The following is a 22,427-nucleotide window of genomic DNA, read 5'->3' as shown; positions in this document are numbered from 1 at the left end:
AGACAGACAACCAGACAGGCCCCGGAAGATACCATACAAAAAAGGTATCTCCTGGGGCCTGTCTGTCAGATCAGATGTTCTTATGATCACAACTATGATGATTCATCCATTACTCTTTTCCGTCCCAGCAGTAGGTACAAAGCTTTTCCTTCGGCAGCCCGATGGACTTTACCAGATCGTCCAGGCGGTGATACTGCAGGGAGGTGAAGTTCAGCCGTTTGCGGATCTCCTCGACCATCTCTTTGTAATTCTGGCTGTCCGGGTCGGCATAATCCGCCAGCAGTTCGTCAGAAACATTTTCTCCCTCCCGTTCCATGATCACACGGCGCGTGATCAAGTCCAGGGCGGAGGTGGAGCGGGAAAAGTTCAAATACTTGCAGGCGAACATAAGCGGCGGGCAGGCCGGACGGATATGTACTTCCTTAGCTCCGCTCTCATACAAAAATTCAGTGGTTTCTCCAAGCTGTGTGCCGCGGACGATAGAGTCGTCGATCAGCAGCAGCTTCTTGTCGCGGATCAGAGTGTCCACAGGGATCAGCTTCATCTTTGCGATCAGATTCCGCTGGCTCTGGTTCTGGGGCATAAAAGAGCGCGGCCAGGTGGGCGTGTATTTGATGAACGGACGTGCAAAGGGGATGCCGGACTCATTGGCATAGCCGACAGCATGGGCGATCCCGGAATCCGGTACACCGGCCACGATGTCAGGCATTGTGGCATGTCCGGGACAGCCCTCACAGCCATCCTTACTGCACCCCAAATCCCGGTTGGCAAGAATGCGTCCGCAGTTGTAGCGCATCTGCTCCACATTGACTCCCTCATAGGTGGATGTGGGATAGCCGTAATATACCCACAAAAATGAGCAGATCTTCATCTCACTGCGGGGTTTGCTTAAGGACTCCACGCAGTCCGGTTTTACAAGCACCACTTCCCCCGGCCCCAGCTCATAGCAGTCGCGGTAGCCCAGATTAACGTAAGCAAAACTCTCGAAGGATACGCAGCAGGCATCCTCCTTTTTGCCCACCATCACAGGGGTACGGCCATACCGGTCGCGGGAAGCGTAGATACCCTCCGGCGTTAAAAGCAGGATGGTCATGGAACCTTCAATCCGCTCCTGAGCATATAAAAGCCCCTCCACCAGGCTCTGTTTCTGGTTGATGATGGCTGCAGTCAGCTCCGTCGCATTGATGCGTCCGCCGCTCATCTCCATAAAATGGATATGACCGTTTTCAAAAGCGTCATGCACCAGCTGCTCTTCATTATTGATCTTTCCCACGGTTACGATGGCGTAGCTGCCTAAGTGGGACTGGATCAAAAGCGGCTGCGGCTCGTTGTCCGAGATGGAACCGATTCCGGAATTACCCTTCAGTTCCTCCACATCCCGCTCAAATTTGGTACGGAACGGGGAGTTCTCGATGTTGTGGATGCTCCTCTGAAATCCGCTCGGACCATAAACCGCCATACCTCCGCGTCTCGTGCCGAGATGTGAGTGGTAATCTGTTCCGAAAAATAAATCCATGACACAGTCTTTTTTAGATGTTACTCCAAAAAATCCTCCCATAGTGTTTCCTCCAATGTCTGTTCATTTGTTTTCCTGCCCTCGTATCAGAGCTCATACGCTTACAGTGTACCATATATCATAGAGATAATACAATCTATCTTATATATTAAAGTTACTTATAAGTAAAACTATCCCTGAGGGAAAATCCATTGACGGAAAACAGTTGTCGTCGTACAATAGGAAATGAATACGTGAGAGAGGACTGGGATATGGAAGTTACCGGATATGAACTGCTCTGGCTGTTTTTGATCTACTCATTTGCAGGCTGGTGCCTGGAGGTCAGCATGGCTGCCGTAAAACGGCGGCGGCTGGTCAATAAAGGATTTGTGAATGCCCCTTTCTGTATGATATACGGCTTTGCGTCGGTGGGCTTTGCGATCTTCCTGCCGGAGCTTAAGGACCATATAGCCTTCCTGTTTTTGGGCGGAATGATCCTGGCATCCTTTTTGGAATACTGGTCCGGACGGGCCATGGAGAAGCTTTTTCACAGAAAATGGTGGGATTATTCTGACCAGCGTTTCCAGCTTGACGGATATGTGTGTCTGAAATACTCTGTATTCTGGGGTGTCAGCGCTGTCCTGATGATGAAGTTTTTAAACCCGTTACTTCTTGGCGTGGTTGCCCTGATCCCGGAATCTGTTGGAAAGATCGTGCTGTGGAGCCTGTACGGGATCCTTACAGCCGATGTTTTTGGGACCACAGCAGCACTGTTGGAGCTGCATCACAAGCTGAGGAGAGTGGATCAGCTTGGCGAAGATCTTCAGCGTTTATCCGATTCCCTCGGAAACGCCATTACAAGACGGATCCAGCATCGTATGATGGGCGCTTACCCCAACATCTCTTTGCCGAGCCTTTTAGAGGAATATAAGCAGGAAAAGGCCATGGAACGGGCCGGGGAAAAGGTCATTTTCGGCTATGGCTTAGTTTTTACAAACTGGCGTCCCTGTTTTTTATCGGAGCATTTCTGGGTGATATTGTAGAGACCATCTTCTGCTATGCGACGGCGGGAGAGCTGATGAGCCGCAGCAGTGTGGTCTACGGCCCCTTCAGTATTGTGTGGGGCCTTGGATGCGTACTGCTGACGGCGGTGCTTTACCGCTATCGGGACAGCGATGACCGTCATATTTTCCTTGCGGGAACTGTCCTGGGCGGCGCCTATGAATATTTTTGCAGCGTGTTTACAGAGCTGGTATTCGGTACCGTATTCTGGGATTACAGCGAGATCCCTTTTAATCTGGGCGGAAGGATCAACCTGCTGTACTGTTTTTTCTGGGGGATCGCAGCCGTGGTATGGCTGAAGCTTTTCTATCCCCTGTTTTCCCGGTGGATCGAGCGGATCCCGGTACGGGCAGGCAAGGCCGGCTGCAATCTGGTGATCCTGTTCATGATATTCAATATGGGGATCTCCGCCCTGGCTCTGGGACGTTATACGCAGCGGCAGATGACGGCTGCTGGCGAAACGACAGCCACGGAAGCTTCTGAACTGGATTCCGGCGGACTGGAACGTTTCCTGGATGAACATTTCCCGGATTCCCGGATTGAACGGATCTATCCGAATCTAAAAATTGTCGATTGACAATTAGGGGTACATACCATATAATGGGAAACACGTTATTGAATTAGCACTTTACCACGCGAAAGCATTGGGCGGATATGTCAGATATATCTCAGATGCAGGCATGGCAGAAGACAGCAGGAGGCATTATGAATAATCAATTGTTGCATACCCCGGAGGGCGTCCGGGATATCTATGCGGAGGAATGCGCAAAGAAGATGGCAGTGCAGGAGCAGATCCAGCAGGTCTTCCACTTGTACGGCTATCAGAATATAGAGACCCCGATCTTTGAATTTTTCGATATCTTCAAAAAGGAGCGGGGCAGCGTCAGCACAAAGGAGATGTTCAAGTTCTTTGACCGGGACAACAACACCCTGGTGCTGAGGCCGGATATGACCCCGTCTATCGCCCGCTGTGTGGCAAAGTATTTTATGGATGAGACCATGCCGCTGCGGCTGTGTTATCTGGGGCCGACCTTTATCAACAATACCAGCTATCAGGGACGTTTAAAGGAATCCACCCAGACCGGCGTGGAGCTGATCGGGGATGATACAAACGATGCAGATGCAGAGATGGTGGCGCTGGTGATCGACTCTTTAAAGGCTTCAGGGCTGAAGGAATTCCAGGTGGAACTGGGGCAGGTTGATTTCTTCCGGGGACTGGTGGAGGAAGCCGGCATGGACGATGAGACCGGGGAGCGTCTGCGGGAACTGATCGAGAACAAGAATTATTTCGGCGTTGAGGAGCTTTTGACTGAACAGCCCATGTCCCCGGAGCTGAAGGAGCTTTTCTTAAAGCTGCCGGAATTGTTCGGCGATATCGCACAGATCCGGCTTGCAAGCTCCATGACCTCCAATCTCCGCGCGTTAAAAGCCATAGAACGGCTGGAACGGGTGCAGGAGATTTTAGACGGCTACGGGCTGGGGGATTATGTGTCCTATGATCTGGGTATGCTGAGCAAATATTCCTATTACACAGGGATCATTTTTAAAGCGTACACCTACGGTACCGGCGAGTATATCGTTACCGGAGGCCGCTATGACAAGCTGCTGGAACAGTTTGGAAAGGAAGCTCCCGCTGTGGGCTTTGTCATTGTGGTGGACCAGCTGATGCTGGCCCTCTCCAGGCAGAAGCTGGAGACGCCGGTCCAGATGGTCAATACGATCCTGCTCTATGATCACAGTGCAAGGCTGGCAGGCATCCATCTGGCAGGCCATTTTAGAAAAAGCGGGATGGCGGTACAGCTGATCCGCAGGCGTTCAACGGAGACTGTCGAGGCGTATTTGTCCTATGCCAAACGGCATCATATCCGCAACCTGCTCTATCTGGCAGACAGCGGGGATGAGGTTTTGGCATACAATGTTCAGACCGGGCAGGCAGATACCCTGTCCTACACGGATTATATCCAGTGATGCCATAACCATAATAAGCATAAAAGTGAGGACGACCATGAGATATCTGACATTTGCGCTGGCAAAGGGCCGGCTGGCCAATAAATCCCTGGAGATGTTTGAAAAGGTGGGGATCACCTGCGAGGAGATGAAGGACAAGAACTCCCGTAAACTGATCTTTACCAATGAAGAACTGAGATACCGGTTTTTCCTGGCGAAAGCCAATGATGTGCCCACATACGTGGAGTACGGGGCCGCCGATATCGGGATCGTCGGCAAGGACACGATCCTGGAGGAGGGGCGGAAGCTGTACGAGGTGCTGGATCTGGGCCTGGGACGGTGCCGGATGTGTGTCTGCGGTCCGGAATCAGCCAGAGACTATCTGCAGCATCACGAGCTGATCCGGGTGGCGACCAAGTACCCGGCGATCGCCAAAGACTACTTTTACAACAAGAAACACCAGACCGTGGAGATCATCAAGCTGAACGGCTCCATCGAGCTGGCGCCGATCGTGGGACTTTCGGAAGTGATCGTGGATATCGTGGAGACAGGTTCCACCTTGAGAGAGAACGGACTCACGGTTTTGGAGGAGGTATGCCCCCTTTCCGCAAGGATGGTGGTAAACCAGGTCAGCTTAAAACGTGAGAATGCAAGGATCACGAAGATCATCCAGGATTTAAAAAACCTGATACAAAATCAGCAGGAGGCTAATAAATGAGGATCATCAGATTAGACGAACAGAGCAAGCAGAATATTCTGGCAGATTTATTAAAACGGGACCCGAACAACTATACCGCCTATGAGGACACCGTGCATGATATTGTGAATGATGTGCGGGAGCGGAGGGATGAAGCCGTTTTTGAATACACGAAAAAGTTTGACGGCGCGGACTTAAACGCTGCCACAGTCCGCGTGACGGAGGGCGAGATCCAGGAAGCCCTCTCCCAGGTGGAGCCGGCCCTTCTCACGGTGATGAAGCGCGCCATGAAGAATATCCGGGAGTACCATGAGAAGCAGAAGCAGTACAGCTGGTTTGACTCTAAGCCCAACGGCACGATCCTGGGCCAGAAGGTGACGGCGCTTTCCAGCGTCGGCGTCTATGTCCCGGGAGGCAAGGCCGCGTACCCGTCCTCCGTCCTGATGAATATTATCCCCGCGGAGGTTGCGGGCGTTCCGAGGATCGTCATGGTGACGCCTCCCGGAAAAGACGGGAAGGTGAATCCGGTGACGCTGATCGCAGCGCATCTGGCAGGAGCCACCGAGGTCTACAAGGTGGGCGGCGCCCAGGCTGTTGCAGCCCTGGCTTTCGGCACAGAGTCCATTCCGAGGGTCGCAAAGATCGTCGGACCGGGCAATATCTTCGTGGCGCTGGCGAAAAAAGCAGTTTACGGCCATGTGAGCATTGACAGCATTGCCGGCCCCAGCGAGATCCTGGTGCTGGCAGATGACAGCGCGAACCCCCGTTATGTGGCGGCAGACCTGCTTTCCCAGGCGGAGCATGATGAGCTGGCTTCCGCGATCCTGGTAACCACCAGTATGGAGTTTGCCGAAAAGGTTTCTAAGGAAGTGGACGGTTTTGTTGCGGAGCTTTCCAGAAAAGAGATATTAGAGAAATCCCTTGAAAATTACGGATATATCCTGGTTGCTGACAACATGGAGGACGCGGTTGCCGTGGCAAACGAGGTCGCCTCCGAGCATCTGGAGATCGTGACCCGCAATCCATTTGAGGTCATGACCAAGATCCAGAACGCAGGGGCTATCTTCCTGGGTGAATACAGCTCAGAACCGCTTGGGGACTACTTTGCAGGGCCAAACCACGTGCTGCCGACCAATGGGACAGCCAAGTTCTTTTCCCCACTGGGTGTAGACGATTACATCAAGAAATCCAGCATTATTTACTACTCGAGAGAGGCGCTGGAACCGGTGCACGAGGATATTGAGACCTTTGCAGAGGCGGAGCATCTGACAGCTCACGCCAATTCCATCAGGGTAAGGTTTGAGTAAAGTTTGAACGATACAGGACAGGAGGGCGGGGCTTATGGCACGCACAGCGCAGATTGAAAGGAATACAAACGAAACAAAGATTAAGCTGGCTCTGGACTTAGACGGCTCCGGGCAGGCTGATATCCACACGGGCATTGGTTTCTTCGACCATATGCTCAACGGTTTTGCCCGCCATGGGCTGTTTGACTTATTGGTAACGGTGGCCGGGGACTTGGAGGTGGACACCCACCATACGGTGGAGGATACCGGCATTGTCCTGGGAAAAGCCATCAAAGAGGCCGTTGGCGATAAAAAGGGCATTGTGCGCTACGGCAGCAAGATACTTCCCATGGACGAGTCTCTGATCCTCTGTGCCCTGGATCTGTGCGGCAGGCCCTATCTGGTCTATGATCTAAATCTGGACCGGGAAAAGGTCGGGGAGCTGGAAACGGAGATGGTACGGGAGTTTTTCTATGCGGTGTCCTATGGAGCAGAGATGAACCTGCATTTAAAGCAGCTTAGCGGCTTCAACAACCACCATATCATCGAGGGGGCGTTCAAGGCGTTTGCCAAGGCTCTTGATGAAGCGACCCGGTTCGACGGGCGGATCACAGATGTGCTGTCCACCAAGGGAACCCTGTGACCGGGCAATAGATTAGAATCATAAAGATTGGAATATCAGAGACAAGGAGCGAAAGCTTATGCAGTTATATCCGGCGATTGATATGAAGGGCGGCAAGTGTGTCCGCCTGACTCAGGGACTTTTTGATAATGTTAAGGTGTATTCCGACACCCCTGCGGACATGGCGAAGCTGTGGGTCAGCCAGGGCGCTGCCTTTTTGCACATTGTGGATTTAGACGGCGCCCTTGCGGGCCATTCGGTCAATGAGGCAGCTATCCGCGGGATCGTGGAGAGCGTGGACGTGCCCATTCAGTTAGGAGGCGGTATCCGCAGCGCGGAGGCAGTCAAATATATGCTTGATCTGGGCATCAGCCGCTGCATAATAGGGACCCGCGCAGTGGAACGGCCTGAATTCGTCCGGGAGCTGGTGGAGGAATTCGGTGCGGACCGGATCGTGGTCGGCGTGGACGCAAAGGACGGCATGGTTGCCGTGGAAGGCTGGGAGAAGACCAGCAGCCTGAAAGCCGTTGACTTATGTATGCAGATGAAGGACTACGGTGTCGCCCATATCGTCTATACGGATATTTCCCGTGACGGTACCCTGACCGGGCCAAACGTCGCCTATACGAAAATGCTGACAGACCAAACCGGTCTGGATGTGATCGCCTCCGGCGGCATGTCCTGTATGGAGGACCTTCAGATCCTTCATGACAACGGGATCCGCGGAGCCATCATCGGAAAAGCGCTTTATGAAAACAGGATCAGCCTGCCGGAAGCACTGGCACGGTTTGAATAAAAGGAGAGAACACTCATGTCAGATTTTAAACGACTGATCGCAGGCAGCGGATGCCGGGAAGGAAGGGCTGTCCGGCTGGACAACAAAGAGGACTTGGGGTTGTTTCCGGACTTTGCCCAGACCTGCAACAATAACGGTGCGGACGGGATTCTTATCTATGATCTCTCAGAGACGGACGGGGATCATGAGCGTACCATCGGCCTGATCAAGGAGGCCGCGCGCGCCATAGATATCCCGATCATCGCAGGGGGACGGGTAAGACGTCTGGAAGATGTGAAAAAATATCTGTACGCCGGAGCGAAAGCTGTATTTTTAGACGGCGGCAGTGAGGAGAATGTAGATCTCATCAAAGAGGCGGCAGGCCGTTTCGGCAGCGAAAAGATCTACGTGACGGTGTCTGACAGCGCGCAGCTTGCCCGCGTGCCGGAATTCCGCCAGTTGGGAGCCTCCGTGGTGATCCTTGGCGGGACCGGCAGGGCAGTGCTTGACGGATCCATTGAAATCATCAGCGGGACCGGCGGCAGTGTTCTGGAACATCTGCTGTCAGAAATAACTGGTGAAAGCGGTGATGTCATGGACGACGTTTCCGATTCGGAGCAGGCGCAGTCCGGCTTCCTTGTGATCAGTGAAGACCATTCTGTCTCCGTTCTGGCCTCTTATCTGGAACCTGCATTTTCTGCAGGTGTGGTGTTATCCTGTCCGGAAACGGCAGAGGGGCGATATATGGAGATAAAACAGCAGCTTGGAGACCGGGGGATTCCCATGGATATCCTCCGCAGCAGTATTTCCTGGGCACAGTTTAAGCTAAACGGCGACGGCCTGGTCCCTGTGATCGTACAGGATTACAAGACTTCGGAGGTACTGATGCTTGCCTACATGAATGAGCAGGCGTTTGAGGATACCCTGCGCACCGGAAAGATGCACTATTACAGCCGCAGCCGGAAAAGTCAGTGGCTTAAAGGGGAGACCTCCAGCCATTACCAATATGTCAAATCCCTGTATCTGGACTGTGACAATGACACGGTCCTTGCGAAGGTTCACCAGATCGGCGCGGCCTGTCATACCGGCTTAAGGAGCTGTTTCTTCCAGCCCCTGGCTGAAAAAGAATACCGTGAGACAAATCCCCTTAAGGTATTTGAGGATGTATTCTCTGTGATCCTGGACCGGAAGGAGAATCCAAAGGAAGGTTCCTATACCAACTATCTGTTTGACAAGGGGATCGACAAGATCTTAAAAAAGGTGGGAGAGGAAGCGACGGAGATCGTCATCGCCGCGAAGAATCCTGATCCGGAGGAGATCAAATACGAGATTTCTGATTTTCTATATCATGTGATGGTGCTCATGGCAGAAAAGGGCGTCACCTGGGAGGAGATCACGGAGGAACTGGCAAACCGGTGATAAGCCAGAGACCAGACAATCCATTTACATGTTGACATAAAAACATTATGTCAACATGATAACAGCAGCTCCATATTTCCGAATATTGGCTGTTCATGACAATTGTAACCTAAATGAAAATAAGGAGAGAACATACCATGACAAAAGTGGCAGACAGATTTTTGCGCTATATAAAGGTGGACACCCAGTCCATGGATGATCAGGAGGCGTTTCCGAGCACGGAAAAACAAAAGGAGTTGGGACGGATACTGGTGGAGGAGCTGAAGGCCATAGGGGCCACCTCCGCCCGCATGGATGATTATGGCTATGTATACGCAGAGATTCCAGGCAATACGGACAAAAAAGTCCCCGCGCTGGGCTTCATCTCTCATATGGACACAGCGCCTGTTTGTTCTGGAAAAGATGTAAACCCGCAGCTTATTGAACACTACAACGGCGGTGTGGTCTGCCTTGGCAAAGATCCTCAAAATTCCATGAGCCCCCAGGAATATCCGGAGCTTTTGGATTATATCGAACAGGACTTAATCACCACCGACGGCACAACGCTCTTGGGTGCGGACGACAAAGCCGGCGTCGCAGAGATCATGACGATGGCAGAATATCTTTTGAATCATCCGGAAATCCCGCATGGAAAAATCTGTATCGGTTTCACGCCGGATGAGGAGGTTGGCAGAGGCGCGGAATTCTTTGATGTGAAGGGTTTTGGCGCAGATGTGGCCTTTACGGTTGACGGCGGCGCGATCGGAGAGCTGGAGTATGAGAACTTCAATGCAGCATCGGCGACAATTATGATCCATGGCGTCAGTATCCATCCTGGCTCTGCAAGGGGTAGAATGAAAAATGCCCTGCTTATGGGGATGGAGCTTCATTCCATGCTTCCTGCCTTTGAAAATCCGGCCTGTACGGATGGGTATGAGGGATTCTTCCATTTAAATAATATGGAGGGGGATGTGGAACTGGCAAAGCTGCATTATATTATCCGTGACCATGATATGGATAAATTTCATAAAAAGAAGGCGTTGATGGAGCAAGCCGTGGGATACCTCAACACTAAATACGGAGAAGGCACCGCAGAACTGGAGCTTAAAGATACCTACTACAATATGAAGGAAAAGATCGAGCCTCATAAATATCTGCTGGATGTGGCAGAAAGTGCCATGCGAAAGCTGGATATCGAGCCGAAGATCTGTCCCATACGCGGAGGCACTGACGGTGCGCGTCTTTCCTATATGGGACTGCCGTGCCCAAATCTCTGCACCGGAGGACACAATTTCCATGGCCGCCATGAGTTCATCAGCGTTCAGTCCATGGAAAAGATCACCTGTCTGCTGACTGAGATCGTGAAGGGCTTTTATGAGAAATCATCCGGCAGACCAACTGAATAAATGATATACAAAATATAAGCGGAAACATGTTTGGAACGCGTACAACAGGTTTATCCAAATGAGGGGGAGATACGATGTATCAGTGCAGTCTTCAAATATCTGTTTTCAGTAATAATCCTGCAATTGGGGAGGTAATTCGTGGGATTCATCCGCTGGAACATTTTTCATATCATTTGTCAGAAAAAACAACGCCCGATTCTCAGCTGATTTTGGACAGCCATGTGGTGATCTGGGACTTAGGACCGATGTTCCTTCCATCTCAGCTTCGTTCCTGCTGCCAAAAAGAAGCAGTCCTGATCTACTGTGGAGCGTCTGAGTTGATCAATCGCTTTGATACAACGGATCTGGAGGCTGCGGATGAGTTCTGGGATATGCCGCTTAGCCGTGACCGGGTACGGATCTGTATGGAACGTATTTTAAAACGCAGGAAGCTTGATTATGACCTGTATATGACCAGGACTTATCTTGATACTGCCATAGACAGTCTCCCGGATATGATGTGGTTTAAATCTATAGACGGCACCCATGTCAAAGTCAACCGGGCATTCTGTTCTGTAGTTGGGAAATCCAGAGAGGATATAACAGGGCGGGACCACTGTTACATCTGGGGCGTTTCTCCTGATGACGCCGAGAATGGGGAGGCGTCCTGCAGGGAATCAGAAGCTGCAGTTATGAGAGCGCGCCGTACCCTGCAGTTTACAGAGGAAGTCAAATGTTCCCGTGGAATGAGGCAGCTGCGCACTTACAAGACTCCCATTGTCGACAGGGACGGCGTGACGATCCTGGGTACGGTGGGGATCGGACATGATGTGACAGACCTGGGGAACTTAAGTACAGAGATTGAAATCCTTCTTCAGAGCATGCCCTATGGCATACTCCTCTGGAACAAGGACGGAAAGATCCTCAATGTCAATGCCAAGTTTGAGGAGTATTTTCAGACCGAAAAGGAGCAGATTCTGGATAAAAGCTATGAGAATTGGATGGCGGAAGCCTTCGAGGAGCCACGCACGATCAACAACGAGGGATACGTGGAGGCAAAAGCCGCTCTCCCCGATGGTTCGGGACGGATGCTGGAGATCCACGAGAATACCATCCATGATATTTTCCACAATGCGGTGGGGAAACTGTGCATCTTCCGTGACGTGACGGTGGAGCGCAGCCTGGAGAAACAGATCCTGCACAGCTCCAACACGGATTTCCTTACGGGCCTTTACAACCGCAGATGCTTTTATAAATACATTCACAACAACCGGGAAGGCAAGACTGTCAGCCTGATGTATATCGATCTGGACTGTTTTAAGACGATCAATGATACCTACGGGCATAAAGTGGGGGACGCGGTGCTGATCCGGACAGCAGAGGCGCTAAAGTCCTCGTTCCGTGAGGATTTCGTAGCCCGCCTTGGCGGAGATGAATTTCTGGTGGTCCGACTCGGCAACTGTCCCATAAAGCAATTGGAGCAGGAAGTCGGTTGTTTCCTCGGAAATATCCAGCAGGAATTTACGGCGGAGGGGCAGGCTATAGCGCTGTCCGCCAGCGTGGGGATCGCCCAGACTGCCGACACCGGACTGGACATCGACCTGCTTATCCAGAGAAGCGACCAGGCCTTATACCGGGCAAAAAACAGCGGCAGAAACCGGTACTGCGTATATAGAGAAAGCGAATGAACAGGCCCTGATCCAGCGCGCCGTCCAGCATCTCAACGCAAAATACGGGGAAGGCGACTCAGAATTAATGCCCCTTTTTCAGCAACAGCCGCAACGTTTATGTTGCGGCTGTTGCTGATTTCGAGAATTGCGCTGTTATGATGGACTCCTGTTCAGACAGTAATTACTATTGAAATTCGTAAAAGATTTTTATATTCAAAAAACATATGGAGTATTTTTGCGCTTTATGCTATAGTTTAAGGTAAATGCATATGGAGGTAATCATGAAAAAAAGGAGATTTGCTGCATTTTTACTACTCTGTACCATATTTTCCTGCAGTCTGTCCAGGACGCCTGCGGGTATGGTTTATGCTGAACAGGCAAATGAGCAGGAATCAGCCCAGGCCTACCCGGATACGGTACAGTGGTTTACCGCGACTTATGCCATCCTCACTTACCGCAATGGCGGAGAACTGCTTGTGCCCGGAGGCGGTACGCCGGATGATACCTTCTATGCGGCGGTGCTTAAGGAGGTTCTGCAGCGCGACTGGAACATCACAGACCGGAAATCGGCAGAAGATATGATCACCTGGCTGGAGACAGAGGGTCACAATCAGGCTTTAAAGAATTATTATGATGAACACCAGTTGGGGCAGTTTGCCACAGATATGGATTTGAACGCATCCTGGGACAGCACCTCCGAAGTCATTTCCGATGCGGAAGCGGTACGTCAGATGTCAGCTTACATGGCTTACAAAACCTATGGAGATTATGCGGTTTCTGCATGGGATTTGAGCCGCGCCCTGATGCTTTTAGGCGATTATTATGTGATCGGCTATTATACCTATGAGGAAGCCATGGACAAGTCCCTGGAGATCGGACGAAAGCTGCAGGCCATGTACCCCTCATGGGATGATTTTACGCAGAGTTACATGTATGGCTATGCCTACTGGAGCAGACCTGATGTGGAGGATCCACAGTCTGAGTTCCATTACCGCATAAGCGTTTATAATTATTTAAAAACCATGGAGAACGGTCCATACCGGTTGGACTGGAACATGGAACTAAAAAAAGAATGGTGAAAAGATCATGAGAAAACTAGCTTTAAATGATGAGATACTTCTCAGCGTGCAGCAGCCGGCACGCTATATCGGCAATGAGATGAATATCGCCGTGAAGGACCCGGACAAAGTGGATATCCGCTTTGCCATGTGTTTCCCCGACGTGTATGAGATCGGCATGTCCCACCTTGGGATGCAGATTCTGTATGCGATGTTTAATAAGCGGGATGACGTATACTGTGAGCGGGTATTTTCCCCGTGGACCGATTTAGACGCATTGATGAGGGAGCGCCATATCCCTCTTTTTGCGTTGGAATCACAGGACCCGGTCAGGGACTTTGATTTTCTTGGGTTCACGATCCAGTATGAGATGTGCTACACCAACATCCTTCAGGTGCTGGATCTCTCTGGCATCCCGCTCCATGCGGAGGACCGCAAGGAAAATGACCCGATCGTGATCGGCGGCGGCCCCTGCGCCTACAATCCGGAACCGCTGGCGCCTTTTTTTGACCTGTTCTATATCGGAGAAGGAGAAACCCAGTATGACGCTCTGTTCGATCTGTACAAGGAGATCCGCCGGGCAGGCGGCAGCCGCATCACCTTTTTAGAGGCGGCTGCGAAGGTACCCGGCATCTATGTGCCGATGTTTTACGATGTATCGTACCATGAAGACGGTACGATCGCAGACTTTAAGCCCAATCTTCCTGGGATTCCGGAACGGATTGCCAAGGAACTGGTATTGGATATGGACGACGCGCCCTATATTGAGAATCCGATCGTCCCGTATATCAAGGTGACCCAGGACAGAGTGGTGTTGGAGATCCAGCGCGGCTGCATACGCGGCTGCCGGTTCTGCCAGGCCGGGAATGTGTATCGTCCGCTAAGGGAACACAGCCTGGAGTATCTAAAGGACTACGCATACAAGATGTTAAAGAATACCGGGCATGAGGAGATTTCCTTAAGCTCCTTAAGCTCCAGTGACTATACGTATTTGAAGGAGCTGGTCATGTTCCTGATCGACGAGTTCCACGGCAAGGGTGTCAACATCTCCCTGCCGTCCCTGCGGATCGACGCCTTTTCCCTGGACGTGATGAGCCGGGTACAGGATGTGAAAAAGAGCAGCCTGACCTTTGCGCCGGAAGCTGGAAGCCAGAGGCTCCGCGATGTGATCAACAAGGGGCTGACGGAGGAGGTCATCCTAAAGGGCGCATCTGATGCGTTCCACGGGGGATGGAACCGGGTTAAGCTGTACTTTATGCTGGGCCTTCCTACAGAGACCGTGGAGGATATGGAAGGGATCGCTGAGCTGTCTGAGAAGATTGCTGAGCTTTATTATGATGAGATCCCCAAAGAAGAGCGAAACGGCAGGGTGCAGGTGGTCGCAAGCTCCTCCTTCTTTGTGCCGAAGCCGTTTACTCCATTCCAGTGGGCAAGGATGTGCACAAAGGATGAATTTTTAGAGCGGGCCTATATTGTAAAGGACAAATTCAAAAAGATGCTCAATTACAAGAGTCTGAAATACAACTACCATGAAGCAGATTTAACGGTGCTGGAGGGTGTTTTGGCGCGCGGGGACCGGAAGGTGGCGGCTGTCATCGAGGAGGCTTACCACCAGGGTGCGATCTATGATTCCTGGTCAGAACATTTCCGGAACGAGATCTGGATGCAGGCTTTTGAGACCTGTGGTGTAGATATTGATTTTTATACCACCAGGGAGCGCGGGCTGGACGAAGTATTCCCCTGGGATTTCATCGATGCCGGCGTGTCTAAGGAATTTTTAAAACGCGAGTGGCAAAACGCCCTCAATGCTGATGTGACGCCAAACTGCCGTCAGAGATGTTCCGGCTGCGGCGCGCGTACTTACGGAGGAGGTGTCTGCTTTGAAGATAAGAATTAAATTTGCCAAAGAAGGCGCCATGAAATTTGTCGGGCATCTGGACATTATGCGGTATTTCCAGAAGGTGATGAGGAGGGCGGATGTAGATATCCGTTACAGCGAGGGCTTCAGCCCACACCAGGTCATGTCCTTTGCGGCGCCGCTTGGGGTTGGGCTGGAAAGCCGCGGAGAATACGTGGATATCGAAGTCCTGAGTACGGACTCCTCCAGGGCAATGCTTGAACGGATCAACAGTGTGATGGTGGAAGGGATGGAAGCTCTGTCTTACAGGTTATTGCCGGATACAGCCGCCAATGCCATGTCTATCGTAGCTGCTGCAGACTACACCGTAAAGTTCCGGGAGATGTATGAGCCGGAGAACTGGGCTGATTTTTCGGACGGCCTTCAGTCATTTATGGCGGGACAACCTATCCTGATCCTCAAAAAGACAAAAAAAGGCGAAAAGGAAGTGGATATCCGTCCCATGATCCATCTCCTGGAAGCTGTTGAGTGCCCGGAGACAAAAGAGCATCAGATCCGGATGCAGATCGCTACAGGCAGCGCCGCCAACTTAAAGCCGGATGCGGTCATACGGGCCTACCTGGAGAGCCGCGGGGAGACTATGCCGGAATTTGCACTGATGGTCACCCGCACGGAAGTATATGCGGAGAAAGAGACAGATGGGCAGATGATCCTTTGCTCGCTGGAGGATTTTGGAGAAGACATTGAATAAATTTGTGATCACCAGATGGAACGGACGGCTCCTGACAGCCCAGTTCGCCGGAAAAGAAGCGGTGGAGCTGGGGCTGGAAGAGGAAAGCTCCATTCTGGGCAATATCTATATTGGGAAAGTAAAAAATATCGTCAAGAACTTAAACTCTGCTTTTGTGGATTTCGGAAATGGGTGGACCGGTTATTACAGTCTGACAGACAATCCGGTCTCCCTGTTTGCTGACGGGCACAGCGGAAGCTTAAAATGCGGAGACGAGATCATTGTGCAGGTTGCCAAGGAAGCGGTGAAGACAAAGGACCCAGTCCTGACAGGGAACTTGAACTTTACCGGGAAATATGCGGTCCTGACAGCAGGAAAGCCTCTGATCGGGTTTTCCTCCAAGATCGGAGACCGGAGCTGGAAGGACAGCGTGAGGCCACAGCTGGAAGCCCTGACCGGCGGCAGTTGTGGTGTGATTGTGCGGACCAATGCCTACAGGCAGGAGGAGCCTCTCCTGCGGGAGGTATCTGTCCTCATAAAAGAGTGCCAGCGGGTCGTGGAATCAGCCAGATACCGCACCTGTTACAGCCTGCTATATGAGGCGGAGCCGGAATATTTAAAAAGCCTCAGGAGCTGTCCGGCCGGAAGTGTGGAGGAGATCGTCACGGATGATCAGGATGTATACCGGAATCTGCAGTCCTATTTAAAATTATACGAGCCGGAGAGCGGCTTAAAGCTGCGGCTCTATACAGACCCCATGATAAGCCTGGCAAATCTGTATTCTCTGGAATCCGTGATGGACCAGGCCTGCCAGAAGCGCGTATGGCTGAAATCCGGCGGTTATCTGGTGATCGAGTACACGGAAGCTATGGTTGTCATCGATGTCAACACAGGGAAATATTCCGGGAAAAAGAACCTGGCAGATACGATCCGTATGATCAATCTGGAGGCTGCGGCAGAGATCGGGCGCCAGATGAGGCTTCGTAACCTGTCAGGTATCATCATGGTAGACTTTATCGATATGAAAGAAGATTCCGACAAAACACTTTTGATGGATACCCTGCGTGAACTGGTGCGAAAGGACCCGGTAAAGACTACGGTAGTAGATATGACCGGGCTTAATCTCGTGGAGATCACGCGGAAGAAAGAGAAGAGGCCGCTCTGGGAGCAGCTTTACAAAACGGAGAAAGAAAAATAAAGGGGATTGCGAAATGAAGATTATCATCGTGGGATGCGGAAAAGTGGGGTTGACTCTGACGGAGCAGCTCAACAACGAAGGGCATGACATCACGGTCATTGACAAGGATGGCTCCAAGCTGCGCAGTATCACAGACAATATTGATGTGATGGGTGTGGAGGGGAACGGCGCTATTTATCAGGTACAGATGGAGGCCGGGATCAGGGAGACTGACCTTTTGATCGCCACCACCAACTCGGACGAGCTGAATATGCTGTGCTGCCTGATCGCAAAAAAAGCCGGCAACTGCCATACGATCGCCCGGATCCGCAACCCGGAATATGCCAACGAGATCCGCTATATTCGTGAAGAGTTGAACCTCTCCATGGCGATCAACCCGGAGCTGGCGGCAGCCACGGAGATCTCACGGCTATTGAAGTTCCCATCGGTCATCAAGATTGATACATTTGCCAAAGGCAGGGTGGAGCTGATGAAATTTATCATCCCGGAGAACTCTGTCTTACATAAGATGCAGGTATACGAGGTGCCTCAGCGGCTGCGCTGCAATGTGCTGATCTGTGCTGTAGAGCGGGGGCATGATGTGATCATACCTGACGGCAATTTCCAGATGCAGTGCGGCGACAAGATATCTTTTATCGCTTCCCCAGCGGAAGTGAGGGACTTTTTCCAGCATATCGGCATCGCAAACAGCACCATCAAGTCCGCCATGTTTGTGGGCGGCGGCAAGATCACCTATTATCTGGCAAAAATGTTAGAGGATACTGGTATCAAGATCAAGATCATCGAGCAGGATTTAAACCGCTGCAATGAGTTGAGCGAGCTTCTGCCAAAGGCGATGATCATTCACGGGGACGGTTCCAACCAGCAGCTGCTTTTGGAGGAAGGGATCTGCCAGACGGAAGCATTTGCCTCCCTGACCGGATTTGATGAGGAGAATATCATGCTTTCCCTGTATGCCGCCTCTATGTCAAAAGCAAAGCTGGTGACAAAGATCAACCGCATCGCTTTTGAGGATGTGATCCAGCAGATGAACCTGGGCAGCATTATTTATCCAAAGCTGATCACAGCAGATGGAATCATCCGGTATGTGCGGGCCATGCAGAATTCCATGGGCAGCAATGTGGAAACCCTGTATAAGATCGTGGCAAACCGGGCCGAAGCGCTGGAATTCCGTGTGGGCAAAGACGCACCTATGCGCGGGATCCCCTTAGAGAAGCTTTCTTTTAAAGACAACCTGCTGATCGCCTGTATCAACCGTGGAGGAAAGATCATCACTCCTCGTGGTAAGGACTGTATTGAACAGGGAGATACCGTGATCATCGTGACCACCCAGACTGGCTTAAAGGATTTGAAGGACATTTTAAAATAAAAGGATGCAGAAGATATGAATATTGGGATGATTTTGTATTTTCTGGGCTGGGTGCTCGGAATTGAAGGAGTTTTGATGATTTTGCCCTGTGTCATTGCGGTGATCTTCGGGGAAATGAACGGTTTTTATTTCTTGGGCATTGGCCTTTTTTGTGGGATCACGGGATGGCTCCTGGCACATAAAAAACCAAAAAGTACTGTGTTTTATGCAAAAGAGGGATTTGTGTCCGTAGCCTTAAGCTGGATCATCCTCAGCTTTTTCGGCGCGCTGCCATTTTATTTCAGCGGTCAGATCCCGGTGTTTGAGGACGCGCTGTTTGAAGTTATCTCTGGATTCACCACTACCGGAGCAAGCATTCTGGCAGCGGTGGAGCCACTTGACAAGTGTATGCTGATGTGGCGCAGCTTTACCCACTGGATCGGCGGCATGGGCGTACTGGTATTCATCCTGGCGGTGCTGCCTCTGGCAGGAGGCTACAATATCCATATCATGCGTGCGGAGAGCCCCGGGCCTTCCGTAGGCAAGCTGGTCCCCAAGGTGAAGGCAACGGCAAAGATCCTTTATCTCATTTATTTTTCCATGACGATGCTGCAGATCTTTATCCTGCTCTTCAGCGGGATGCCGTGGTTTGATTCCATAGCAATGAGCTTCGGCACAGCCGGAACCGGAGGCTTCGGGATCTTAAATGACAGCTGCGGCTCCTATACCACATTCCAGCAGGCGGTGTTTACGGTCTTTATGATCCTGTTCGGCATAAACTTCAATGTTTACTATCTGTTCCTGATCAAAAAGCCGAAGGACGCCCTGCACTGCGAGGAGATGCGGGTATATTTGGGTATCATCCTGGCGAGCACCCTGTTTATCGCCTGGAATATCCGCGGGTATTTTCCCAGCATCCTGCAGGCGCTGCACCACAGTGCGTTCCAGGTTGCTTCCATCATCACCACAACCGGTTACTCTACGGTGGATTTTGACGTGTGGCCCGGCTTTTCAAAGAGCATTCTGGTCTGCCTGATGTTCGTGGGCGCCTGTGCCGGCAGTACCGGCGGAGGGATCAAAGTTTCCCGTATTGCGATCGCGTTCAAGACTGTGAAAAAGGAGCTGTCCTCCCTGGTCCATCCACGCAGCGTAAAGGTGTTAAAGTATGAGGGTAAGGTCATTGAGCATACGGTGCTCCGGTCCATCAACACGTTCCTGATCGCTTATATGCTGATCTTTACAGTATCCGTGCTGTTCATCAGCCTGGACAACCTGGATCTGACCACCAACTTTACGGCGGTAGCGGCTACCCTTAACAATATCGGCCCCGGTCTCAATGAGGTGGGACCTGCGTGCAATTTCGGTCTGTTAAGCACGTTTTCCAAATATGTGCTGATGTTTGATATGCTGGCCGGACGGCTGGAACTGTTCCCGATGCTGCTTTTGTTCTCGCCGAGGACATGGATGAAGGAATAATAAAAGACTTATATCAGACAGGCGTCTGCGTGCCTTACCGGGACCGCAAACGCCTGTGGTTTTAGAAAAATTGACCAGCGCCAGGAGGACCATAACGGCTGCGTTGAAACAGAGCAGCCCGAAGGCCGCCGCCATCCCCATCCTGTCCGCGGCGCTTCCGATCAGCTGGGGCGCGATGATCCCGCCCAGAGCAGAGATCGCTGTCAGGATCGACATGCCAAGTGCAGAGCCTTTGGTGTACTGGCCTGCATCCGCGATGCAGGTGGGATAGATGCCTGCCAAAAAGAAACCAAGGCCTGCCAGGGCTGCCGTGATCGTGACCAGGCTGGACGCTGACAGAAGAACGGTAAAACAGATCCCGCTCCCCACTGCGTTTATCACAGTCAGAGTGCTTTTCTCAAAACGCCTGGATAAGGATGCGCAGACCAGCCTGCCGCCCATGATGGTCAGCCAGGTTACGGACACCATGGATGCTGCATATGCCTCCGTCATGACACCGGTGCTCTGCAGATAAGTCACGAACCAGCCGTTGATGCAATTTTCTGTTCCCACATAGAAAAACAGCAGAAAGCTGATGCAGTAAAAATAAAAATTCTTCAAAAACGCCCGGTCCTCACCAGCAGTTACCGCATCTGTGCTGACCTCGTCTTCCCTGGTCTCATCCCCACCGTCACCGGAATAATCCATCGTGGCGTAGGAGAGCGCTGAGGAAACGCTTAGTGCCATGATCAGATACAGAGGGCTGCGCCATCCAAGTCCCGCCCGGATCATCACCGCCGTCAGAAACGGTGTGAGAAACGCTCCTGCCGCGAAGCTGCAGTGGAGCAGGTTGAGCGCTTTTCCGGAGCTGTGGCTGATCACATTGACCGTCATATTGTTGATAATGGTGATAGAGCCCCGGGCCAGGCCGCAGGCCAGCATCAGCAGGTATAAGATACCGATCCCCGGCAGGCGGGGCAGCAGTAAGAAGCTGACCGGTACCAGGAACGAGGTGAGGGTGATGGAAAGGCGTTTCCCCATAAAACGTACCATCACCGGAAAAAGAAAGCTAGCCAGCATATTGCCGGCTGCCATCATGGACAGCATACCGCCGGCCATAGTATAACTCAGACCAGCCTCCCTCATGATGGAGGGCAGGATGGCCCCAACTACCAAAACTGCTGTGCCGCTGACCGCGTAGCCGTAGCAGCAGCGGATGAATATCATATTCTTTGATCTCATGATCGCGATCCCCTTTCAAAACCTCGTTCATTATACCAGAAATTACACAAGGAAAACAATGGAAAAAATATGATTTATTGCTTGACTTTTTTCTTATCACATGATATTATTTTTTAGTATGCCGCACAATGAGGTTGAAAAGCTCCGGATTCCCTTCCGGACACCACAGTTGGCGAGTAATGATAATAGGAGGTGCCATATGTACGCAATTATTGCAACAGGTGGTAAGCAGTACAGAGTAGCAGAAGGCGATATCATTAAGGTTGAAAAACTTGGTGTGGACGCTGGCGAAACCGTTACGTTTGACCAGGTTCTTGCTGTTAACAACGGTGAGTTATCCATCGGATGCCCGACTGTAGCCGGCGCGACCGTTTCCGGAACCGTAGTTAAGGAAGCAAAAGCGAAAAAAGTGATTGTTTACAAGTATAAGAGAAAATCTGGATACCATAAGAAAAATGGTCACAGACAGCTCTATACCCAGATCAAGATCGACAAGATCAACGCTTAATTACCATGATTAACGTAACCGTATTGGTCGGTTCAGGACATCACTATATCGGGATTGAACTTCTCGGTCATGCAGGTTATGCTGATGACCATCAGGAGGGACAGGAGCTTGTATGCTCCGCCGTGTCCGCCCTGACGCTCAATATGGCAAATTCCGTGGAGCATTTCACGGACACTGCATTTGACGCGGAGGAGGACGAGCAGTCCGGGTTATTCCGTTTTCGCTTTACCGGTGATGTGAGTCAGGAAGCGACACTTCTTATGAATTCTCTGGTATTTGGTTTGCAGGATATCGAGGAGGCATATGGAGAACCGTATATAAAAATTCGATTTAAGGAGGTGTAAGAGATGTTTAAGATGAACCTTCAGTTATTCGCTCATAAAAAGGGTGTAGGCTCCACGAAGAACGGCAGAGATTCCGAGTCCAAGAGACTGGGCGCCAAGAGAGCAGACGGTCAGTTCGTATTGGCTGGCAACATTCTTTACAGACAGCGCGGCACCAAGATCCATCCGGGTCTGAACGTAGGACGCGGCGGTGATGATACCCTGTTTGCTACTGTAGACGGTGTTGTGAGATTTGAGAGAAAGGGCAGAGACAAAAAGCAGGTTTCTGTTTACCCGAGAACAATCAACGAATAATTTGACTGACAGGCTTCATACTGATACTTAGTATGAAGCCTTTTTTCACTCGCCG

General features: G+C 51.3%; 21 protein-coding genes. 19 read left to right on the top strand and 2 right to left on the bottom strand.

All coding sequences use genetic code 11. The features are described 5' to 3' along the window. Positions 1-109 precede the first annotated feature (109 nt). A complete protein-coding gene (locus AB1I67_RS15115; protein ID WP_367030695.1) occupies positions 110-1,558 on the bottom strand; it encodes an amidophosphoribosyltransferase in 1,449 nt (482 codons plus the stop codon). Between the two features lie 191 nt (positions 1,559-1,749). Here AB1I67_RS15115 and AB1I67_RS15110 point away from each other — a divergent pair, with 191 nt between their 5' ends. The 16 genes from AB1I67_RS15110 to AB1I67_RS15035 all read left to right on the top strand — a co-directional run bounded on the left by AB1I67_RS15110 (position 1,750) and on the right by AB1I67_RS15035 (position 20,005). Further along, complete coding sequence (locus AB1I67_RS15110) at positions 1,750-2,538, top strand: putative ABC transporter permease (RefSeq protein ID WP_367030694.1); 789 nt, start codon at positions 1,750-1,752, stop codon at positions 2,536-2,538. Beyond that, positions 2,493-3,134, top strand: coding sequence for a putative ABC transporter permease (locus AB1I67_RS15105; RefSeq protein ID WP_367032626.1), 642 nt, complete (start codon positions 2,493-2,495; stop codon positions 3,132-3,134). Before AB1I67_RS15110 ends, AB1I67_RS15105 begins: the two co-directional genes overlap by 46 nt. Before the next feature lie 128 nt (positions 3,135-3,262). After that, complete coding sequence (gene hisZ / locus AB1I67_RS15100; protein ID WP_367030693.1) at positions 3,263-4,525, top strand: ATP phosphoribosyltransferase regulatory subunit; 1,263 nt, start codon at positions 3,263-3,265, stop codon at positions 4,523-4,525. 37 nt (positions 4,526-4,562) lie between these two features. Further along, positions 4,563-5,222 carry an ATP phosphoribosyltransferase gene (gene hisG, locus AB1I67_RS15095; protein WP_367030692.1) on the top strand — a complete coding sequence of 220 codons (660 nt, stop codon included), beginning with the start codon at positions 4,563-4,565 and terminating at the stop codon, positions 5,220-5,222. Beyond that, entirely contained in the window at positions 5,219-6,508 is a 1,290-nt protein-coding gene (gene hisD / locus AB1I67_RS15090) for a histidinol dehydrogenase (protein WP_367030691.1), read from the top strand. The genes hisG and hisD overlap by 4 nt, the downstream gene beginning before the upstream one ends. Before the next feature lie 34 nt (positions 6,509-6,542). Then, positions 6,543-7,130, top strand: a complete 588-nt coding sequence (hisB, locus tag AB1I67_RS15085; protein ID WP_367030690.1) for an imidazoleglycerol-phosphate dehydratase HisB — start codon at positions 6,543-6,545, stop codon at positions 7,128-7,130. Between the two features lie 58 nt (positions 7,131-7,188). Next, positions 7,189-7,905 carry a 1-(5-phosphoribosyl)-5-[(5-phosphoribosylamino)methylideneamino]imidazole-4-carboxamide isomerase gene (gene hisA / locus AB1I67_RS15080; protein WP_367030689.1) on the top strand — a complete coding sequence of 239 codons (717 nt, stop codon included), beginning with the start codon at positions 7,189-7,191 and terminating at the stop codon, positions 7,903-7,905. 15 nt (positions 7,906-7,920) lie between these two features. After that, complete coding sequence (gene hisIE / locus AB1I67_RS15075) at positions 7,921-9,303, top strand: bifunctional phosphoribosyl-AMP cyclohydrolase/phosphoribosyl-ATP diphosphatase HisIE (RefSeq protein ID WP_367030688.1); 1,383 nt, start codon at positions 7,921-7,923, stop codon at positions 9,301-9,303. Between the two features lie 137 nt (positions 9,304-9,440). Next, a complete protein-coding gene (gene pepT / locus AB1I67_RS15070) occupies positions 9,441-10,688 on the top strand; it encodes a peptidase T (RefSeq protein ID WP_367030687.1) in 1,248 nt (415 codons plus the stop codon). Between the two features lie 173 nt (positions 10,689-10,861). Further along, the gene (locus AB1I67_RS15065) at positions 10,862-12,355 is read left to right on the top strand and encodes a diguanylate cyclase (protein WP_367030686.1); all 1,494 of its coding nucleotides are present in this window, start codon (positions 10,862-10,864) and stop codon (positions 12,353-12,355) included. Positions 12,356-12,618: 263 nt separating this feature from the next. Continuing rightward, positions 12,619-13,416: a DUF1266 domain-containing protein gene (locus AB1I67_RS15060; protein WP_367030685.1), complete on the top strand. Its 798-nt coding sequence runs from the start codon at positions 12,619-12,621 to the stop codon at positions 13,414-13,416. A 7-nt stretch (positions 13,417-13,423) separates the two neighbouring features. Beyond that, positions 13,424-15,292 (top strand): TIGR03960 family B12-binding radical SAM protein, encoded by a 1,869-nt coding sequence (locus AB1I67_RS15055; RefSeq protein ID WP_367030684.1) that lies wholly within the window; start codon positions 13,424-13,426, stop codon positions 15,290-15,292. Continuing rightward, a complete protein-coding gene (locus AB1I67_RS15050; RefSeq protein ID WP_367030683.1) occupies positions 15,276-16,004 on the top strand; it encodes a TIGR03936 family radical SAM-associated protein in 729 nt (242 codons plus the stop codon). The genes AB1I67_RS15055 and AB1I67_RS15050 overlap by 17 nt, the downstream gene beginning before the upstream one ends. Then, positions 15,985-17,181: a ribonuclease E/G gene (locus tag AB1I67_RS15045; protein ID WP_367030682.1), complete on the top strand. Its 1,197-nt coding sequence runs from the start codon at positions 15,985-15,987 to the stop codon at positions 17,179-17,181. The genes AB1I67_RS15050 and AB1I67_RS15045 overlap by 20 nt, the downstream gene beginning before the upstream one ends. Positions 17,182-17,194: 13 nt before the next feature. Next, positions 17,195-18,550: a Trk system potassium transporter TrkA gene (gene trkA, locus AB1I67_RS15040; RefSeq protein WP_367030681.1), complete on the top strand. Its 1,356-nt coding sequence runs from the start codon at positions 17,195-17,197 to the stop codon at positions 18,548-18,550. Between the two features lie 15 nt (positions 18,551-18,565). Further along, positions 18,566-20,005, top strand: coding sequence for a TrkH family potassium uptake protein (locus AB1I67_RS15035; protein WP_367030680.1), 1,440 nt, complete (start codon positions 18,566-18,568; stop codon positions 20,003-20,005). Here the strand turns inward: AB1I67_RS15035 and AB1I67_RS15030 are convergent. After that, positions 19,898-21,226, bottom strand: a complete 1,329-nt coding sequence (locus tag AB1I67_RS15030) for an MFS transporter (protein WP_367030679.1) — start codon at positions 21,224-21,226, stop codon at positions 19,898-19,900. The two genes, AB1I67_RS15035 and AB1I67_RS15030, sit on opposite strands and share 108 nt — an antisense overlap. Positions 21,227-21,425: 199 nt before the next feature. Here AB1I67_RS15030 and rplU point away from each other — a divergent pair, with 199 nt between their 5' ends. From rplU to rpmA, 3 genes are read left to right on the top strand one after another with little or no spacing between them, the layout of a single operon-like run. Further along, positions 21,426-21,734, top strand: a complete 309-nt coding sequence (rplU, locus tag AB1I67_RS15025; protein WP_367030678.1) for a 50S ribosomal protein L21 — start codon at positions 21,426-21,428, stop codon at positions 21,732-21,734. Between the two features lie 5 nt (positions 21,735-21,739). Continuing rightward, positions 21,740-22,078, top strand: a complete 339-nt coding sequence (locus AB1I67_RS15020; RefSeq protein WP_367030677.1) for a ribosomal-processing cysteine protease Prp — start codon at positions 21,740-21,742, stop codon at positions 22,076-22,078. A gap of 3 nt (positions 22,079-22,081) precedes the next feature. Then, complete coding sequence (rpmA, locus tag AB1I67_RS15015; protein ID WP_118534195.1) at positions 22,082-22,372, top strand: 50S ribosomal protein L27; 291 nt, start codon at positions 22,082-22,084, stop codon at positions 22,370-22,372. Positions 22,373-22,427: the final 55 nt, after the last annotated feature.

The organism is Clostridium sp. AN503, assembly GCF_040719375.1.
Classification (GTDB): Bacteria; Bacillota; Clostridia; order Lachnospirales; family Lachnospiraceae; genus Brotaphodocola.
Note: the sequence above shows the minus strand (reverse complement) of the source record. Positions and strands in the feature narration are given on the sequence as shown.

Coding starts and splice junctions, on each gene's coding strand:
- AB1I67_RS15115 (WP_367030695.1), bottom strand. CDS start 1,558: ATGGGAGGATTTTTTGGAGTAACATCTAAAAAAGACTGTGTCATGGAT.
- hisZ (WP_367030693.1), top strand. CDS start 3,263: ATGAATAATCAATTGTTGCATACCCCGGAGGGCGTCCGGGATATCTAT.
- hisG (WP_367030692.1), top strand. CDS start 4,563: ATGAGATATCTGACATTTGCGCTGGCAAAGGGCCGGCTGGCCAATAAA.
- hisD (WP_367030691.1), top strand. CDS start 5,219: ATGAGGATCATCAGATTAGACGAACAGAGCAAGCAGAATATTCTGGCA.
- hisB (WP_367030690.1), top strand. CDS start 6,543: ATGGCACGCACAGCGCAGATTGAAAGGAATACAAACGAAACAAAGATT.
- hisA (WP_367030689.1), top strand. CDS start 7,189: ATGCAGTTATATCCGGCGATTGATATGAAGGGCGGCAAGTGTGTCCGC.
- hisIE (WP_367030688.1), top strand. CDS start 7,921: ATGTCAGATTTTAAACGACTGATCGCAGGCAGCGGATGCCGGGAAGGA.
- pepT (WP_367030687.1), top strand. CDS start 9,441: ATGACAAAAGTGGCAGACAGATTTTTGCGCTATATAAAGGTGGACACC.
- AB1I67_RS15060 (WP_367030685.1), top strand. CDS start 12,619: ATGAAAAAAAGGAGATTTGCTGCATTTTTACTACTCTGTACCATATTT.
- AB1I67_RS15055 (WP_367030684.1), top strand. CDS start 13,424: ATGAGAAAACTAGCTTTAAATGATGAGATACTTCTCAGCGTGCAGCAG.
- trkA (WP_367030681.1), top strand. CDS start 17,195: ATGAAGATTATCATCGTGGGATGCGGAAAAGTGGGGTTGACTCTGACG.
- AB1I67_RS15035 (WP_367030680.1), top strand. CDS start 18,566: ATGAATATTGGGATGATTTTGTATTTTCTGGGCTGGGTGCTCGGAATT.
- AB1I67_RS15030 (WP_367030679.1), bottom strand. CDS start 21,226: ATGAGATCAAAGAATATGATATTCATCCGCTGCTGCTACGGCTACGCG.
- rplU (WP_367030678.1), top strand. CDS start 21,426: ATGTACGCAATTATTGCAACAGGTGGTAAGCAGTACAGAGTAGCAGAA.
- AB1I67_RS15020 (WP_367030677.1), top strand. CDS start 21,740: ATGATTAACGTAACCGTATTGGTCGGTTCAGGACATCACTATATCGGG.
- rpmA (WP_118534195.1), top strand. CDS start 22,082: ATGTTTAAGATGAACCTTCAGTTATTCGCTCATAAAAAGGGTGTAGGC.